At 66.3% G+C, this 17375-nt stretch carries 16 protein-coding genes and 1 pseudogene; 6 read left to right on the forward strand and 11 right to left on the reverse strand.

The annotated features are described in order from the left end of the window. Positions 1-14: 14 nt before the first annotated feature. From FVD38_RS01795 to FVD38_RS27160, 8 genes and pseudogenes are all read right to left on the reverse strand, one after another. Positions 15-821 carry a hypothetical protein gene (locus tag FVD38_RS01795; protein ID WP_147933266.1) on the reverse strand — a complete coding sequence of 269 codons (807 nt, stop codon included), beginning with the start codon at positions 819-821 and terminating at the stop codon, positions 15-17. After that, on the reverse strand, positions 814-2484 hold the full coding sequence (locus FVD38_RS01800) for a hypothetical protein (protein ID WP_147933267.1): 1671 nt from the start codon (positions 2482-2484) through the stop codon (positions 814-816). Before FVD38_RS01800 ends, FVD38_RS01795 begins: the two co-directional genes overlap by 8 nt. Next, on the reverse strand, positions 2471-3277 hold the full coding sequence (locus tag FVD38_RS01805; protein WP_147933268.1) for a hypothetical protein: 807 nt from the start codon (positions 3275-3277) through the stop codon (positions 2471-2473). Before FVD38_RS01805 ends, FVD38_RS01800 begins: the two co-directional genes overlap by 14 nt. Positions 3278-3279: 2 nt before the next feature. Next, positions 3280-4032 (reverse strand): DUF4852 domain-containing protein, encoded by a 753-nt coding sequence (locus tag FVD38_RS01810; RefSeq protein ID WP_147933269.1) that lies wholly within the window; start codon positions 4030-4032, stop codon positions 3280-3282. A 44-nt stretch (positions 4033-4076) separates the two neighbouring features. Beyond that, entirely contained in the window at positions 4077-5048 is a 972-nt protein-coding gene (locus tag FVD38_RS01815; RefSeq protein WP_147933270.1) for a zinc ribbon domain-containing protein, read from the reverse strand. A 43-nt stretch (positions 5049-5091) separates the two neighbouring features. Next, a complete protein-coding gene (locus FVD38_RS01820) occupies positions 5092-5754 on the reverse strand; it encodes a hypothetical protein (RefSeq protein ID WP_147933271.1) in 663 nt (220 codons plus the stop codon). Between the two features lie 33 nt (positions 5755-5787). Next, positions 5788-6582, reverse strand: coding sequence for a tetratricopeptide repeat protein (locus FVD38_RS01825; protein ID WP_229493349.1), 795 nt, complete (start codon positions 6580-6582; stop codon positions 5788-5790). A 150-nt stretch (positions 6583-6732) separates the two neighbouring features. Next, a pseudogene (locus tag FVD38_RS27160) lies at positions 6733-6822 on the reverse strand (zinc ribbon domain-containing protein); the annotation flags it as partial. A gap of 194 nt (positions 6823-7016) precedes the next feature. On the opposite strand from FVD38_RS27160, the gene FVD38_RS01830 reads away from it, so the two are divergent. From FVD38_RS01830 to FVD38_RS01845, 4 genes are all read left to right on the forward strand, one after another. After that, positions 7017-7613: an RNA polymerase sigma factor gene (locus FVD38_RS01830; RefSeq protein WP_147933273.1), complete on the forward strand. Its 597-nt coding sequence runs from the start codon at positions 7017-7019 to the stop codon at positions 7611-7613. Between the two features lie 121 nt (positions 7614-7734). Further along, entirely contained in the window at positions 7735-8241 is a 507-nt protein-coding gene (locus tag FVD38_RS01835) for a hypothetical protein (RefSeq protein ID WP_147933274.1), read from the forward strand. Then, positions 8238-9605: a caspase family protein gene (locus FVD38_RS01840; RefSeq protein WP_147933275.1), complete on the forward strand. Its 1368-nt coding sequence runs from the start codon at positions 8238-8240 to the stop codon at positions 9603-9605. Before FVD38_RS01835 ends, FVD38_RS01840 begins: the two co-directional genes overlap by 4 nt. A gap of 37 nt (positions 9606-9642) precedes the next feature. Next, the gene (locus FVD38_RS01845) at positions 9643-12171 is read left to right on the forward strand and encodes an SEL1-like repeat protein (RefSeq protein ID WP_147933276.1); all 2529 of its coding nucleotides are present in this window, start codon (positions 9643-9645) and stop codon (positions 12169-12171) included. A 105-nt stretch (positions 12172-12276) separates the two neighbouring features. On the opposite strand, the gene FVD38_RS01850 is transcribed toward FVD38_RS01845, so the two are convergent. Together FVD38_RS01850 and argH are read right to left on the reverse strand one after the other, a co-directional pair. Further along, the gene (locus FVD38_RS01850; RefSeq protein ID WP_123071565.1) at positions 12277-12942 is read right to left on the reverse strand and encodes an HAD-IA family hydrolase; all 666 of its coding nucleotides are present in this window, start codon (positions 12940-12942) and stop codon (positions 12277-12279) included. Positions 12943-13018: 76 nt separating this feature from the next. Beyond that, on the reverse strand, positions 13019-14416 hold the full coding sequence (gene argH / locus FVD38_RS01855) for an argininosuccinate lyase (protein WP_147933277.1): 1398 nt from the start codon (positions 14414-14416) through the stop codon (positions 13019-13021). Between the two features lie 174 nt (positions 14417-14590). On the opposite strand from argH, the gene FVD38_RS01860 reads away from it, so the two are divergent. Together FVD38_RS01860 and FVD38_RS01865 are read left to right on the forward strand one after the other, a co-directional pair. Continuing rightward, on the forward strand, positions 14591-15028 hold the full coding sequence (locus FVD38_RS01860) for a GNAT family N-acetyltransferase (protein ID WP_147933278.1): 438 nt from the start codon (positions 14591-14593) through the stop codon (positions 15026-15028). A gap of 67 nt (positions 15029-15095) precedes the next feature. After that, complete coding sequence (locus FVD38_RS01865) at positions 15096-16316, forward strand: cyanophycinase (protein ID WP_147933279.1); 1221 nt, start codon at positions 15096-15098, stop codon at positions 16314-16316. Between the two features lie 13 nt (positions 16317-16329). Here FVD38_RS01865 and FVD38_RS01870 read toward each other — a convergent pair whose 3' ends face one another. Next, entirely contained in the window at positions 16330-17367 is a 1038-nt protein-coding gene (locus tag FVD38_RS01870) for an alpha/beta fold hydrolase (protein ID WP_222706877.1), read from the reverse strand. Positions 17368-17375 lie beyond the last annotated feature (8 nt).

Below are 17375 nucleotides of genomic sequence, written 5' to 3' on the forward strand. Positions count from 1 at the left end.
CGGCGCCGGGCGGTTCAGCGCTCCGGCGCCGCCTCCGGCATCGGACCCGAAATGAGGATTTCGTCGGTCTCGAGATCGACCAGCAGCAGTCCCAGCACGCGTGCCGGCTGGACCCCCGATACGATGGTCTGGTTGATCATGCCGAAGCGCATCTTGCCGCTTTGATCAGTACGAAATGGACCGTCGGGCTGCATGACGAAAAAGAAGGCGGCTTTTTCCTGGGCCAGTCGCTGCTTGATGAGTTGGGCCTGCTCGATGTCGTCGATGGCGAGGTACTGGAATGCCGGATGCTTGCCATTCCAGTTGATGGGGCCGACACAGGCGCTCAGCAGGGTGTTGCGGATCTTGTCGTAAGCCCCCGAGCAGTGATAACTGTCGTTCGAGCGCGGCTTGGCCACCTGCAGTTGCAGCTTCAGCGGAAAGCGGCGGTGCTCGAAGTCGTACTCGCCCAAGCTGTAGCGCACACCGACCAGGTAGCCGCGCGCCTGGCGCAGGGCGGTCGTCCGGTCTTCAAGGTGGGGCTTGAAGGCCTGAAGCGCCTGGTGGACCTTGAATTCGTCGCGGTCGTCGAGTTCGCGGCTGCGTTTCTTCAGGTCGGCCGGCAGGCTGTTCCGGCCCTGGAGCAGCAGGGTGCGGGCGTCGTAAGGCTTGCCCGTGGCGACCGGATATAGCAAGGGTGTGGTAAGCAGGTCTAGCGGCACATAGCCGGCCTGTTCCAATTCGCCGAAGCTGCCCGCCTCGGGCATGCCGGCCTGCGCCAGGCTCGCGCCAGTGAGGGTCAGCGCCAGGATGACGTTATGGCCAGGGAAGGTTCTAATCATGTGAATCGTCTGCAATGGTGGTCGGGCGATAGCCGAAATCATGGCCGCGCAGCACGTGCACTCGCACGGCCTCGAACAGGGGGTAGGCGACCGGCTGCACCTGGATCACGCTGCGCGCGTAGAACACCATGGCGCGGCCACCCAGGGTCGGCGTGCCCTCGCCGCCCAGCATGGCGCCGCGCTGCTCGAAGTAGTCGTACAAGGGCTGGTGCGGAATCTGGCTGGTCGGGACGAAGTGGAAGACGCCCAGCAGGGCCAGCGAAGATCCGGTCACGAACGCGCCCTTGGCCAGGCCGTAGGTGAAGCCGCGGCCGAACGCCAGCTGCACCACGAACAGCGCCAGCTTGATCAGGTGGACCAGGGCGCCCATGATTGAAAACGCCAGCGCGACCGGCGGCACCACCATGGCGCGCATGCTGTCCATGCCCAGTTCCTGGTGCCTGCCGTCATCGGCGAATGTCGCTACCGGCGCGCTGTGTTTCTTCAGCTTGTCCTGCACATGCCAGTCCAGCACCTTCTCATATACAGCGCGCTCGAAGAAGCGCGGAGCCTCGCGGTCGGACGGCAGGTCGATCGGCAGCCGCACCCCGGTGTCGGCGTACTGGAGCTTGCGACGCCAGTCGTCCTGCACCAGCGGGTGAGAGAAGAAGCCGCGCTTGTCGAGGTTGGGCGCGAGCCGTTGGCCGTCGAAATGGCGGGCAACGGCGGCGTGGAACTCCTCCATCGCGCTTGTGCGCACCTTGCGCTCGATGGCGTCGTCGAACGCGCCGCGGTCGCCCGGATCCCAGCCCTTGGGAACTGGAACGCCGTTCGCGCGTACGTCGTCGCGCACCCTGCGCCAATAGGCGGGCGGCACGCGTTCGGGCGACAGGCCTCGCCGCGCCAGCCGCGCCGTGTAGTCGCGCCAGGCGCGCTGTTGCCTGGCGCCGATCCCTGACAGCGCTGCGTTGTATTTGTCGCAGCCGACGAGGTAATCCTCGTTGTAGCGCTTGATCAGCTCCTCGCGCGAGGCGAGGAAGCGGTTGTAGTTCTTGTCGAGCCCCCCATACGCGCGGTCGGTCACGCTGCGCAGCATGTGGGCCTTCTGCTCGCGAATCTTTTCCTCGAGGTTGCGCGTCGAGTAGGCCAGCAAGGGGAACACGGCAAGGAAGGTCTTGCCGTCGGGTGCGGCGAGCTGCTCGCGTGTGAGCGGCAGGTTGGCCAACTCGACGCCGCCCGCCACCAGCGCGTTCTGGACGGTGAGCAGGTTGACCGCCAGGTAGCGCTGCTCGGGGCTCGAACGTTCGACGATCGCATCCACCAGTTCGCGCTCCGCGTGGTAGGTCAGCGCGATTGCCGGCACGCTGATCGCCAGCAGCGCGGCGGCCGTGCGCAGCGGATGCCAGCCACGGTGCACCCCACGCCTGAGCAGGAAAGGCCACAGCACCAGCGCGACGGCGGCGCCCGAGATCAGGCGGCCGCGCACTTCGATGGCTTCCACCGCATGCTTGTCGGGCATGCCGCCGACGACATCCAGCAGGCGCGAATTGAAGCCGCACTCCACCAGCAGGTAGGTGCCGGTGACGATCGCCATCACCCACACCCATGCCGCGCGCGGCTGGCGCGAGAACAGCCAGCCGTCGCCGGCGCTGGCGGATCCGGCGTGGCGCTCAGTCAGCGTCATGCATGATCACCCTGGCGGGTGCGATCTCGGTGACGCCGTTGTCCGGCAGCTTGCTGTACTTGCCTGCGTCGATCTTGCGCGCCGGCGCCACCGGCGTCGGCTCCCGTTTCGCGTTCGCCACGGCAGGCCTGGCGGACGCGCTGCGCTTGGCGGTAACGGCACGCGGGCGCGCCGCCGCTGGCGCTTCGCCGGACTCGAAACGGCCGGCCAGCCGCCGTCCGGCGCCGGACGCCGCCTGGCCGGCCTCGCGTCCGGGCGGCGCGCCCAGGTCAGGATGGCGCATCCTTACCAGCTTCCCGTTGGACCAGGACCAGGCCATCCGCTCGCCATTGCCGCGTTCCTGCAGAGCCGTCCAGCCCTGGCCGTCGGATGCAAAGCCCAGCATGCGATCGCATTGCCCCGGCGTGTTGTTGATGTCGTACATGCCCACCGTCAGGCCGCGCAGCTCGTACAGCCGGTGGGCCTGCGGACAGGCCTGGGTCGGCGCATGGAGCACGATCAGGTCGTATCCCGACACGTGTTCGGCGCGCACCACTCGCGGGTTGTCGATGCGTCCCAGTTCGATCAGCTTCATGCGGTCGTACAGCTTGATCTGGTACTGCTGGTCCAGGGTGCGGCGCAACACTCCCTCGGCCGAGCCGACCTTGAACACCTGCAGCCTGGTGGCGGTAAGTTCATCCGCGTCGAGCTGGACCAGGGTATTGCCGCCCTGCTGGCTGATGGCGCAGCCCCCCAGCAGCAGAGACAGGGCAGCAATAGCCGGACGCCATGGAAAGCGAGGCGTGAAACGCATGTTCAAAGCTCGGTCAGCAGCTCGCCGGACGGGTCGAGCAGCCGCACTTTCATCACCTGCAGCTTGACACGGCGATTGCTCGGATCGACATCCTGCACGAAGGCATAAGTCTGCATGCGCAGTTGGGCATATTTGCTCAGGTAGCCTTCGATCTTGCGCGCGGACGCTTCATCGGGAACCGGGAATGCGGTGAACTGGCTGTTGTTGGTATTGGTCAGCGTGTACTTGCTGTTGTCGTTGAAGTAGCGATAGCGGTCATCGCTGGCGAATTCGTCGATGGCGAACGATTTCTTCTCGAAGTTGTAGCGCTGCAGCAGCGAGCTGTCCTGCTGTTCCAGCATGACGTAGCGGCCGGCCTTCGCGTTGGCGATTTCCTGGTCGATGCGCGGCTGCAGCGCCTTGATGATGTCGTTGCGCTTGAAGCTGTCGCTTGTGCGGCTGTAGTCGTCGGAATAGGCCTGCGCGATGTCTTCGTAAGGCACGGGCATGTTCGCCAGCGCATAGTAGAGGAACATCACCTGGTGTCCGCTGTCGATCTTGCGGTAGGCCGACACCGGCGTGGCCGGGTCGCCTTTCGGCAGCGTGGACGCAGCCACCTTGGCCATGACTTCCGGGTTCTTCAGGTCGGCAAGGCCGGGGGCGGCGGCTTCCGGCGCGGCCGGCGCCGTGTCGTTGCTCTTGCCGCAGGCGGCCAGGCAGAGGGCGAGGATGGTGGGAGGCGCGAGTCGGACGATGCGCGAGGCGAAGCGGTTCATGTGGTTTTCCTTGTAGTTGGATGAATGATGTGGGTGGGGGCCGATCAGCGCGCCGAGCGCAGGGCCTGGACGCCGCGCCACGCGAGGTACGCCGCCGCGGCCAGCGAGACATAGGTGCCGAAACCCACCGAGATGGCGTTCATGATCTGCTGGACCATGGCGTCGGCCATCTCGTCCATACGATTGCCGCCGAAGGCGCGCATGCCGTCGCGCGCATCGCTGGCCATCGAGTTGATCTTCAGGTAGATCGTCAGGCCGACCAGCGCCAGGAAGGCCAGGGGAGCGAAATAAGCGAATGGCGCGTACTTGTGCTTGACGAAGGCCGGCAGCAGGGGCGCGAACATCGCCAGGACGCACAGCACGCCATACAGGCCGCTGCTGCCGCCGCCCAGTTGGCCGAAGCTCTCCAGGCTGGCGCCACTATTGGCCAGGCGCAGCACGTCGAACATGGTGGCGCTCTGCTTGATGGCCGCCATCACGGTCACGGTGACCGCCGGCAGCCAGACCCAGCTCACCAGAACGAGGAGCACCGCCGCCAGTACTGGCTTGCCGATCCGCCCGATCCCGGCGACCACGATCGGCAAGCCGCCGTCGAGCGCCTGCCTGGCCTTCTCCTTCACTTTTTCCAGGTCTTCCACGCCGATGCGCGCCGGGACGACCATGCTGATTTCGCCTTGCAGGTCCAGGGTTACGTCGACCGGCATCGCGACCATCGGCGCGGAGCTGCCGTGCCAATGCTGTTCAAGGGTGAAGGTTTTTTTCTGGCCGTTCACCGAGATCATTCCTGGACCGGAATTCGTGTCGCGCAGGATCGTGCCGCGCACGGTGGCAGGAGCGGCGGCGGGCATCGTGGCGGCCGCCGCCACTGCCGGCATTGGCGCTACCGGTGCCGGCGCGGCCGCCGGCGAGGCGTTGGCCTGCATGGTCGGGTTCTGCAGGCCGCATTCTTCGCAAAAGCCGGCGCCGATGGCGACCGAAGTGCCGCAGCGGGTGCAGTTCAGGGAAACAGCGGACATGGTGACTCCTTGGTGATGGGGTAAGTGGTAAGGGATGTGCGGATCAGCGCGCGGCCACGGCGCGCTGCTGGCCGGCCTGCACCAGGCTGAAGTCGGCGTTGTTGGTCGACGCCAGCTTGCCGTTGAGGTAAATGTCGGTCTGCAGGCGGTAGTTGCCTTCGGGGGCGCCCTGGGGCAGGCGCAGGGTGAAGTTGTTGCTGAATTCACCGCTGCCGCCGGTGGTGTCGACCACCTTTTCGCCGCGCTTGAATTCCTTGCCGTCCGGCGCATAGGCAACCAGCACCTCGCGGATCTCGCGGATAGGCTCGCCGGTACCCGAGACTGCGCGGATGGTCGACTGCACCTTGACCGGATTGCCGCTGACGACCTGGCCGCGCGGCGAGACGCTGCTGGCATAGCTCACCAGCCTGGCCGAGGCGGGCAGGGTGTTGCGGTTGCCGCTGCGGTAGGCTTTCTCGACTTCGTCGGATGAGCGGGTGCGGCTGGACACCACTTCCATGACGGCGCAGGCGCCCAGGCCCAGCGCCGCGCCGCGCAGCACGCCGCGCTTGCCGTCGACCAGGCCGCCAAGTACGGCGCCGCCGGCGGCCATCAGGCCGCATTTCATGGCTGTGTTGTCGGTACCCATGCCGGATTGGCCAGTGGTGGCGCACCCGGTGACGGCGAGCGAGATGCACAGCACGGTAGCGAGGGTTTGATGTTTCATGCCGATTCCTTGATGTGGTGAGTTCGTGGTGAGTTATTCGATTGAGCTGCCTGCACGCAGCGCTTCCAGCTGTCCGGTCTTCGCCTTGTCGAGCAGGACGCGGGCTGCGCGATTGTCGGGGTGCAGCGCGAGGATGCTTTCGGCGGTGGCGATCGCCTTGTCGAACTGCGCCTGCGCCAGGTATTGCTCGGCGCGCGACAGCAGGGCGCGGATGCCATCGTCAGCCGGCGCCGGCGGCGGCGTGCGCTCGGCCCTGGGCTTGGGCGGGGCGGCGACTGCGCGTACGGGCGCCGGCGTCTGGGCCGCCGGTGTGGGTGGCTGCTCGACACGGGGCGGCGGCGCGGCCGGTTGCGGCGTCGGTTCCAGCGCGATGGGGGCCGGAGATACAGGGGCCGGCGATACGGGGGGCGTGGCCACGGCCGGGGCGGCCGGCAGGGGCGTCGGCGCCTGCTGCGGCTCCGGCACGCTTTCCGGCGGCTGTGCCGTGGATGGGACGGCCGCCACCGGCGCGCTGCCGGCGTCGTCGGCCAGCAGGTAATAGGCGGCGCCTGCGCCGGCGATGACGATGCCGGCGCCACCAATCACGAGCATCCGCGTCAGGCGGGACGAGGCGCCCGGCTCCGGCTGAGGCGCCGCTGGGTCGCGTGCGCCGTCCACCGGCACGGTCGCGGCGTCGGTCGCGGCGTCGGTCGCGGTGGCAACTGGCGGATCGTGGCGCAGGGGAGCGAGCTCTGGCTCCTGCTCGGGTTCAGGTTCAGGTTCAGGCGCCGCCCTGGTCTCGGGCGCTGGCGCAGCTTCCGCTTCCGGCTGCGGTGCGGGCGCAGGCATCGATGGCGGCTCGGGCATGGGCTGCGGCGCCGGAATGATCTCTGGTTCCGGCGCCGGCGCTGGCGTCACCAGCGGCGCCGCGGTCGGCTTCCCACAGCTGCCACAGAACTTCGCGCCAGGCTTCAAGGGATGGGAACAAGTGCAGCATCGAGCGGCCGGCGCAGCGAGCGACGTGCCGCATTTTTTGCAGAATTTCGCCGTTGGCGCATTAATGGTATCGCAGGAAGAGCAGGTGGTCATATTAGTTGGCGTAGTTATTTCTGGTTACTTTGCAGTGTTGCGCCTGATATAAAAGTATTACTCTGTCAAAAAATTTTGCTAGCATACTCACTGTTCTTGTTTTCTGCCACTGTAAACTCTTCCAGCCACGTACCACCCTTGATCGTGATAGCTTTGATTTCGGTTCAATTGTTAAGTAAATATTTTTTGATTTAATGAAAAACCTGCCGCGCCACGAAGTTAAAAATTTATTGAACCGAATTGAAAAAGGTGACGATACAGCTTGCGCACGGCTGTATTCGGCATATCAGTCGGACTTGTATGCCTATGTGCGCTACCGTGTCTGGGACGATGCCGGAGCCGAGGAGGTCGTGGTTGACACGTTCCACGCGGCATTCCGCAAGCCAGGGGCATACCATGGATTGTCAGAATATTCGACATGGGTATGCGGTATTGCAAACAATAAAATTCGCGAATGGCGCCGAAAGAACGTCAAATATACGCGCGAGATTGGTGGTGCGGATACCGCGTTGTTCGATGCCGTGCAAGAACCGGAGTGGGATGTGGCAACGCTTCTCGACGAGCGTGAAATGGGTGAAGCATTACTCGAGTGTATTGACAAGCTCCCCGATGCGCAGCGTGAAGCGATTTATTGGACTGCAGTCGAAAACTGCAGTGTGGAAGAAGCAGGAGTTAAATCTGGTGCGCCGGCAGGAACAATCAAATCGCGCCTGTTTCATGCAAGGCGGGTAATTCGCGCCTGTCTCGAGCGAGCGATCGGCAGTAATCATGCGGGAGAAAGAATTGGATGAGCTTGATCGTAAAAGACAGTTTCGGGATTTATTACCGTTTTATGTCAATGGAACGCTCGACGAAACCCAGCATGCATATATTGAAAAATATATTGCGGAGAATTCCGACGCGCGTGCTGAATTGCACTTCGCTGAACGAATGATGGGGGCGGCGCGCCTGCACGGCGAACGGCGCGACCCGATGGCCGGTTATGCGCTGCTCAAGAAACGCATGGATGCCTCCCGGCCGGCGTCCGGGCCGGCGGCATGGCTGCGCGCATGGCGCGAACGGCTGCACGGCTGGGGTCTGGCGCCGGGCCCCGCCGCGCTGGTGGCCTTGCTGGCAGTCCAGTTCACGGTCGTCGGTGCGCTGTTCGTGCCGGGGCCGGAACTCGTCACCACGCGCGGCGTCGCCACCAGCGCCGCCACCTTGCAGCGCGCCCAGGTCAAGCTCACGCTCAAGCCCGGCGCCGCGTTCGGCGAGGTGGTGGCGCTGCTCGTCCGGCACGGCTGCAAGATCGTATGGGGGCCGACCCCGGCCGGCGAGCTATGGCTGGCGCTGGATGAGCCGCGCGACGCAGCGCGCATCCGCGCTTCCCTCGCGCAGTCGGCACTGGTCGAGGATGCGCTGGAGTTGACCCAGCCATGAAGCGCCGTCACATGCTTGCCCTGAGCGCTGCCGCGGCATGGCTGCCGGGTGCCGCTGCGGGGGCCTCGGCCACGAGGACGGCGACCGACCGCCACGCGCTGGTGATCGGCAACGGCGCCTACAACACACACCTGCTGCCGAACACGCGCCGCGATGCCGACCTCATGGCCCGGACCCTGGGCAAGGCCGGCTTCACCGTCACGCTGTCGAAAGACCTGGACCGCAGCGCCATGTTCGAGGCAGTGCGCGGCTTCTGCGCCGGCCTGCGCCCTGGCGCGACCGCGCTCGTCTACTACGCCGGACATGGCATCCAGATCGACGGCAGCAATTACCTGCTGCCGGTCGACATCACGCCGACCAGCGCAGCCGGGGTAGCACAGCGCGCCTTTTCGCTGCAGACCTTGCACGAGCGGCTGGCGTTGTCGCAGTCGGCGGTCAACATCATCATCCTGGACGCCTGTCGCAACAACCCGTTTCAGCCGGTGCCGGCGGTACGGCTGCGCAATTTCACGAACCTGGGACTGGCGGGCACGCGCGCCCCGCGCGGCACCCTGGTCGCGTATTCGACCGCGCCGGGACAACTGGCCGAGGACGGGACCGGGCGCCGGCACAGCATCTATACCGAGACCCTGGCCAACCTGCTCGGCCAGCGCGGCCTGGATGCGGAGCGACTGTTTCGCGACTTGTCGGACCAGGTACGGCGGCGCACGCTCGAAGACCAGCAACCCTGGTTCGAATCCTCGCTGGCCGGTGATTTCTACTTCCTGCCGCCGCCCGGCTGGCGTGCGCCGGCCTGGGTCGCGCCGCCTCCCGACGCCGGGCGCAAGCATGCCAACAAGCGGTACCGCAGCGGCGACGGCTCGATCGGCAGCACCGGCGACGCCAGCTGGTACCGAGACATGGACGAGCGTGCATGGACCGAGCTCGATCACGATATCGAGCGGCGTGCGCGCCAGGTCGACGCCGCGGCGCTGACGCGCCTGAAGCGCCAGGCCGCTGGCGGCAACGTCGTCGCCATGACGACGCTCGGCATGGCCGCCTTGGCGCCAGCAGGCCGGGGCCAAGGCGCTGGCGCGGCGCAGCAGTGGCTGCACAAGGCGGCCCGACTCGACTTCCCGGTGGCCCAGACCCAGCTGGCAGAGATGATGATCGCCGGCCAGGCCAGGGGCGACGCCACCGAGGCGCTGCGGCTGCTGCGGCGCGCCGCCGACGCCCGTTATCCGCGCGCGCGCATCGACCTGGCCCAACTCGAGATGCAGCGCCAGCCGACGCCGGAAGCGGCGCAGCAGCTGTTCAAGACGATCCTGGAAAACACCGGCGCGACCATGCGCCAGTACTATCCGGCCCCTGCACCGCTCAAGTAGTCCGGCTTCGCCCGCGACACGAACCATCCAGAATGTGATGAACCAGACTAAAGACCTCGAAGTAACTCTGCTTTCCTGCGCGGCATGCGACGCCGTCTACCCGGACGACGCGCTGTTCTGCGACCATTGCGGTGCCCCCGCGAGCGCCCCCCTGTCAGGCGCGACAAGCCTGTTGCCGGCGGTCGCCGGGCTGGAGGAGGACGGGATGGCGCTGGCGGCGCCCGTCGCCAGCGATGCGCTTTCCATGGTGCGCCATCTGGTGCGCGACAAGACGCGCTTCGAGCCGCACGACGTCCAGGCGATCGCCGAAGAAGACATCGCCTATCCCTACTACCTGGAGGTCGCCCATGTGCTCGACGCATCCCCGCAGCGCACGGCGATCACCGGACACTTCAAGCCCGGCCCCGGAGACCAGCGTTGCAGCGCCCCGGGACAGTTCCTGGCAAGCGAGGAGCGCCAGCGCCACACCGTTCTCGGCGAGGCGATGGCCAGGCTGGAGCGCCAGTTGCACGAGCCGGAAACCGCCTACGACACGGTCAGCGACGGGATCTACCTCGGCGCCCAGGTGCGGCACCATTACCTGGCGACCTGCGCGACGTGCGATGGAGAGGGCCGGGATACCTGCCACGGTTGCCGCGGCTGCGGCAACGAAGAATGCTGGGAGTGCCACGGCAGCCTGCGGGTCAAGTGCAAGTCCTTCAACTGCATGTTCGGCAAGGTCAATTGCAATTCTTGCGTGGGCCGCGGCTATACCACGCGCATCGAGTATTACTCCGAGACGATCCAGGTTCCGGTGACCGTCACCGACTACCACAGCACCGGCACGAGCCAGCGTACGGAATACCATTACGAGAATGTGAGCCGACAGCGCGAGGTGCAGGATCCATGCTATTTCTGCCAGGGCGGCAAAGTCGATTGCGGTAGCTGCAACGGCACCGACCGGGTGCAGTGTCCGACCTGCCATGCGACGGGCACGGTACGCTGCCGCACTTGCGGCGGCAGTGGCCACCTGGTCTGCAGTCCCTGCGCCGGATCGGGCGAGACCGGACAGTCGTCGGCCGTCAGCGTGCACCTGGCGACGGCATATGCGATCGAGCAGCCCGACGGCATGCCGGAAGATGCGCTGCAAATTGCCTATGGCGAAGGCGCGCACGCCCTGGCCCGAATCAGCGATGCCATCAGCCTGGCCGGGCTGGCGCCGGGCGACGACGGCGCGACCCTGGTGGCGCGCTACGCGATGCCGGTGCGCCTGGTGCGGCTGGCGGCCGGATGCGGCGCCGAGCGCTACGACCTGGTGGCGTATGGACGCCCATTGCGCTGGCTGACGCTGGACGATATGGTCGAGGACCTGCTGCAGCGCGACCTGCGAGCCCTGAAAGAAGCGCTGGCCCGCATGGCCGATGACGGCGTGTTCGCCAGCGATGTCGACAAGCTGCTTGCGCCATTGCGCCATGTCGCGGCGTCCGAGCTGAACGCCGAGGTCGTCGAATCCGTGCTCGAGGGGAAGGGCGCCAGCGCGCACGCGGGCGTCGTGTCGGCGCAGTATGCCAGCGATATCGAGGCAGCGGTGCTTGGCACCTTGCGCCATGCCTATACGCGATTCGCCAAGCGCAGCTGGTGGCATGGCGCCCTGGCCAGTGCGCTGCTGCTGCTGGGCGGCTGGTTGTGGGCCGGCCTGCTGCCGGGGCTCGCGCTCGCCAGCCTGGCTTTGCCGATAAGCGTATGGATGTTCCAGCGTCGGATGCGCGCCACGCTGGGCGAGGCCCTGGGCAGCGAGACGCAGGCGCGGCGCGCCATGGCCCTGGCACGCAAGGGCAGGCGCGACCGCGCCGCCCTCGTCATGCTGCTGGCTCCGACGGTGCTGCTGCTGGCGTGCGCCGTCTGGGCCCTGCCCATGCACAGCCCCTTGCCCGGCCGTGCCGCCGTCGCTGCCGCAGCGCCGGCCACGCCATCGGCCGCCGAGCGCGAGGCCGTCGCTCCGGTATTGCGCAGCCATGCGGCCGGCGAACTGGAGAGCGCGCGCGCCAGCCTGCGGATCCTGGCCGGGGAAGGCAATGGCGCCGCCTACGGTCCCTATGCATGGATGGTGCTGCTGGGCGAAGGACTGACGCCGGGCGAGATCGCGCGCGATGACATGCGCGAGCGGGTGGCTGCGGCACGCGAGTGGGCAGCCAAGGCGGTGGAGCTTGACGATGCCTGGGGACTTGCCACCCAAGGCATGATTCAGGTAAACAAGCAAGGTGGTCATTTCGACATGGCCGAGGGCTTGCGCAAGCTGGAACTGGCCGCCGGCCGCGGTCATCTCGGCGCCATGCACTTCCTGGGAATGATCCACTACAAGGGCGTCAACGTGCCGGTCGACCATGCCCAGGCCCGCACCTGGTTCACCCAGGCCGCGCAGCGCGACGACGCCACGGCGCTCTACAATCTCGGGCTCATGGACTGGGAAGGCAATGGCATTGCTCGTCCCGACCGCACCAGTGCCATGAAACACTGGCGTCGCGCCGCCGCGCTCGGTAATGAACTGGCGCGCCGCGCCGTCGTGAAACGGCGGCCTGCCGACTGAGGTCAATGCGCCGGCCCTGCCCGGAACCGGCCGCTCAGTTCAGTTTGCGGGCGTAGTCCGGGGCATGGGCGGCGTCATGCAAGAGCCGGATCCGGAGACAGTGTTTCAGGACCGCGTACGCTGCAGCCGCAGCAGTCCTTCCGGCGTGCGGATGGCGCGCAAGTCGTCGTAGTCCGGCACGCCGGTCACGCGGGTTGCGAGCGGCTCGTGGTGGGTGGCGGTGACGACAATGCTGTCCATCCCGGCTGCCTCGGCCGATTGCAGGCCGGCCAGCGTATCCTCGAACACCAGGCAATCCTGCGGGCGCATGCCCAGTTTTTCTGCGCCCAGCAGGAAGGGATCCGGCGCCGGCTTGCCGCGCTGGACGTCTTCGGCGGCCACCATCACTGGCGGCGTCGGGAGCCCGGCTGCGGCGATGCGCGCCTCGGCCAGCGCGCGCGGGGCCGACGTGACGATGGCCCAGCGGTCGGCCGGCAGGGTGGCCAGGAAAGCCGCCACGCCGGCGATCGCCTCGATGCCTTCGACATCCTCGATCTCGGCCAGCGTGATGCGCTGCGCTTCGGCTTCCACATCGATATCGGGCAAGCCGACGCCGCGCACCGTGTCGATGCTGCGCTTGCCGTGGATGGTTGGCAGGAAGACGTCGACGTCCAGGCCATGGCTGCGCGCCCAGGCGGCCCAGACCCGCTCGGCGGCGATGATCGAGGTGAGGATGGTGCCATCCATGTCGAACAGGAAGGCGGCGTAGTCGCGGGTGGGGAGGGCGGTCATTGAGTCGTCAATCGATAGCGGAAATGAAAAGCGGGCCAGGGCGCTTGAGGCGCTGGCCCGCCGGAAAGGCTAGAGCTTACTCGGCCAGCTGCTGGCGCACGCGCACGATAGCCGCGCGCACCTGGTTCGGCGCGGTGCCGCCCACGTGGTCGCGCGCCGCCACCGAACCCTCGAGGGTCAGCACCTCGAACACGTCCTGCCCGATCAGCGGCGAGAAGCCCTGCAGCGTCTCGAGCGACATCTCGGACAGGTCGCAGCCCGCCTGGTCGCAGGCGCGCACCGCATGCGCCACGGCTTCGTGGGCGTCGCGGAACGGCAGGCCTTTCTTGACCAGGTAGTCGGCCAGGTCGGTCGCGGTAGCGTAGCCCTGCAGCGCCGCGGCGCGCATGTTCTCGGCCTTGACCGTGATGCCCGACGCCATGTCGGTGAAGATGCGCAGCGTATCAAGCACCGTATCGACCGTGTCGAACAACGGTTCCTTGTCTTCCTGGTTGTCCTTGTTGTAGGCCAGCGGCTGGCCTTTCATCAGGGTCAAGAGGCCGGTCAGGTGACCATACACACGGCCGGTCTTGCCGCGCGCCAGTTCCGGCACGTCCGGATTTTTCTTTTGCGGCATGATCGACGAGCCGGTGCAGAAGCGGTCGGCGATGTCGATGAAGCCGATGCGCGGGCTGATCCACATCACCAGCTCTTCCGAGAAGCGCGAGACGTGCATCATCAGGATCGAGGCGGCAGCGGTGAATTCGATCGCGAAATCGCGGTCGGACACGGCGTCCAGCGAGTTGTGGCAGACGTCGTCGAAGCCCAGGGTCTTGGCCACGCGCAGGCGGTCGATCGGGAAGGTGGTGCCGGCCAGGGCGGCGGCGCCCAGCGGCAGGCGGTTGACGCGGCGGCGCGCATCCTGCATGCGCTCGGCGTCGCGGCCGAACATCTCGACGTAGGCCAGCATGTGGTGGCCGAAGGTGATCGGCTGCGCCACCTGCAGGTGGGTGAAGCCCGGCATGATGGTGTCGGCGTGGCGTTCCGCGAGATCCGTCAGGGCGCCGCGCAGGCCGTTCAGCAGGGCCAGGATGTCGTCGATGGCGGCGCGCACGTACAGGCGGATGTCAGTCGCGACCTGGTCGTTGCGCGAGCGGCCGGTGTGCAGGCGCTTGCCTGCATCGCCGACCAGTTCGGTCAGGCGCTTCTCGATGTTCAGGTGCACGTCTTCCAGGTCGAGCAGCCATTCGAAGCTGCCGGCGTCGATCTCGGACCGGATTTGCGTCATGCCGCGCTCGATCTCGGCACGGTCGTGCTCGCTGATGATGCCCTGGGCCGCCAGCATCTCGGCGTGCGCCAGCGAGCCCTGGATGTCGTATTGCGCCAGGCGTTTGTCGAAGAACACGGACGCGGTGTAGCGCTTGACGAGATCGGAGACGGGTTCGGAGAAGCGGGCCGACCAGGCTTCGGCTTTTTTGGAGAATTGTTCGGTCATGGTGGAATTCCGGTTGGGGATCCAGCGATTATAAACCGCGTCGCTGCTACGTCTTCCGGTGGGCAGATTACTGGGAGAAAGCTAGCGAAAAAAAGCTCCCTGCTGAGCTCAATCGAAACCAATACGGGGACCAATCGGCGCTAAAATGGTTTTTTTGCCAGCTTTGCAAGCCCAATGATTACGAACGATTCCAGCTTCCAGGTCAGTACTGACCAGTCCCGGCTCGACATCCCGATGATCTACCGCTTCCTCAGTGAGCAGTCGACCTGGGCCGTGGGCATTTCCCGTCCGATCGTCGAGCGCGCCATTGAGAATTCGCTGTGCTTCGGCGGCTACCTCGACGGCCGCCAGATCGCGTTCGCGCGCGTGATTACCGACTACGCCACCTTTGCGAACCTGGTGGACGTGTTCGTCGTACCGGAATACCGGGGACATGGCTACGGCAAGCAATTGATCGGCGTGGTGCTGGGCCACCCCAGCCTGCAGAAACTGCGCCGCTTCACGCTGGCCACCAAGGACTCGCACGGCTTGTACGAGCGCTTCGGTTTTACCGCGCCGTTGTATCCAGAAACTTTGATGGAACGTTACTTTCCCAACATCTATCTATCCTGAGCGTACTCAACATGGCGACGTGAATCTGGAATCAGGCTTACTCTGATGGCTCATCAGAGGAAGCCCTATGTTCCGATTCGTCGTCCATGCCGTATTCACGTTGGCATTGCTGGCGAGCAGTGCCAGCAATGCCGCTGACAAAGAACCAGTACCGCCGAAAGGCTCGCTCGTCATCATCGGCGGCGCCCTGCGCGCCGATAACGATGCCGTGTGGGAACGCATCGTCCAGCTCGCTGGCGGCAAAGGCGCCCGCGTGGCCGTGTTCGCCTCCGCCTCGGCCAGTCCCGAACGGGCCGGCAATTATCTGGTCGAGCGCCTGAACCGCCATGGCGCCGACGCCTTCTTCGTTCCGGTTGCCGAGCGCCTGGACGGCGCCGACGGGCGCGCCGCGGCCGACGATCCCAAGCTGGCCGAGGCCGTGCGCACGGCCGGCGGCGCTTATTTCTCGGGTGGCGACCAGGGCCGCATCACGGGCGTCCTGCGCCGGCCTGACGGCAGCAACACGCAGGTGCTCGACGCCCTGTGGGACATGTACCGGCGCGGCGGCGTGATCGCCGGCTCGAGCGCCGGCGCCGCCATCATGAGCAGCACCATGTTCGGCCACCCGCGCTCGATCCTGTCCACCCTCCAGCATGGCGTCGACGACGGCCGCCAGATCACGCGCGGCCTGGGCTTCATCGGGGACGACGTCTTCATCGACCAGCACCTGCTGGTGCGCGGGCGCTTCGCGCGCATGCTGCCGGCGATGCTGGCCAAGGGCTACAAGATCGGCCTCGGGATCGACGAGAACACGGCGATGGTGGTGGGGCCGAAGCGCGACGTCGAGGTGATCGGCTACCGCGGCGCGCTGCTGGTCGACCTGAGCGAGGCCGCCACCCGCGACGGCAGTTTCAATCTCGCCAACGGGCGCCTGAGTTACCTCGACAATGGCGACCGCTTCAACCTGGCCACCAAGATCTTCACGCCGGCGCCCGAGAAAGCGCACGGCAAGGTCGACGCCAAGAAGCCGTACTGGCGCGGCCCGCTGTTCTCGGCCGACATCCTCGGCAACGGCACGGTGGTCGACCTGATGGCCAAGCTGATCGACAGCGACCAGGTAGACGCGATCGGCCTGTCGCTGGACAGCCCCAACGCCGAGCGGCCCGACCTGGGCTTCGAGTTCAAGCTCAGTCGCGTTGGCGAGAGCGTGGGTTACCAGTCGGCGTTCAGCGAAGCTTATTCGGTCTATAACGTGCGGCTCGACATCCGGCCGATCGTGGTGCAAAGGCCGCTGTATCAGTACCGGTAGCTAGCCGCGATATTCAATCGCAGCGCCATTCCAGGCGTTCGGTCAGTACCCGCTTCTGGGCGTCGATCAGCGGTGCATTGGGATCGTGACCGGCGCGCGCCACCTCGAACAGCGCCTTGTCCGGCGCCGTGATGGCCTCGAAAAAGCGCCTGGTGACTTGCGGCTCGGTGAGCAGGTCTTCCTTGCCCTGCACCAGATAGACGGGCAGCTCGTAGTGCGTGCCGAGGCGGTACAGATCGGTCGTCGAGGCCATGCCGTCGCCTTTCCATCCCACGAATTTCAGGAACGAGTAATCCTCGCCGTCGGTGTAGTCGGCCTTGGCCTGCGGCGTTGCATATTGCGGCAGCACCTGGAACCAGGCTGCGGGCGTCGGATCGCTTGTCTGTGCCTCGTATTTGCGCACTGCGCGCCGTACGATGCCGAAGTTGCGTGGATTGGTCCACGGCGGCGGACCAAGCGCTTCCAGTTGGGCGACAGTCGCCGCATCGCCGGCCACCCTTGCGCGCTCGAGCACCGTGCCCCAGGTGCTCATGTTTTCGTGGTAGCCGACCATCTGCGCCACGCCGACATAAGCGCAGAACAGTTGCGGACGCTGTTTCGCCATATGGATGCCAACCATCGACCCCCACGAGCTGCCCAGCAGGATCACCTTGCGCTTGCCGAAGCGCTGCGCCAGGTAGCGCGTCACCTCGATGCCATCGTCGCGGATCTGCTCGACGCTCAGCGGCACTTCCTCGCCGGGACGGTTGCGGCCCCAGGTCATGCCGCTGCCGCGCTGGTCCCACTGCGCCACGGTGACATGCTTGCGCCACGAAGCATAAGGGCCTGCGCCAAACACCGAAGTCGGGTTGCCCGGGCCGCCGTGCACGTACAGCAGGACCGGATTGGTGCAGTCGTCGCCGCTGACCGTAACCCATTGCTCGATGCCGCCGATCTTCACGAAGCCGCTTTCTTCGACGGGTTGGCCGGGCTTGCAGGCGGGTGCGGCGTGGGCGACCGAGGCCGCGAGGAGTGGGGCGAGGAGGATGGCGCGCAGGCTGGGCATGGACATACTGAGTG

This window comes from Massilia arenae, from assembly GCF_008014745.1.
Lineage (GTDB): Bacteria > Pseudomonadota > Gammaproteobacteria > Burkholderiales > Burkholderiaceae_D > Telluria > Telluria arenae.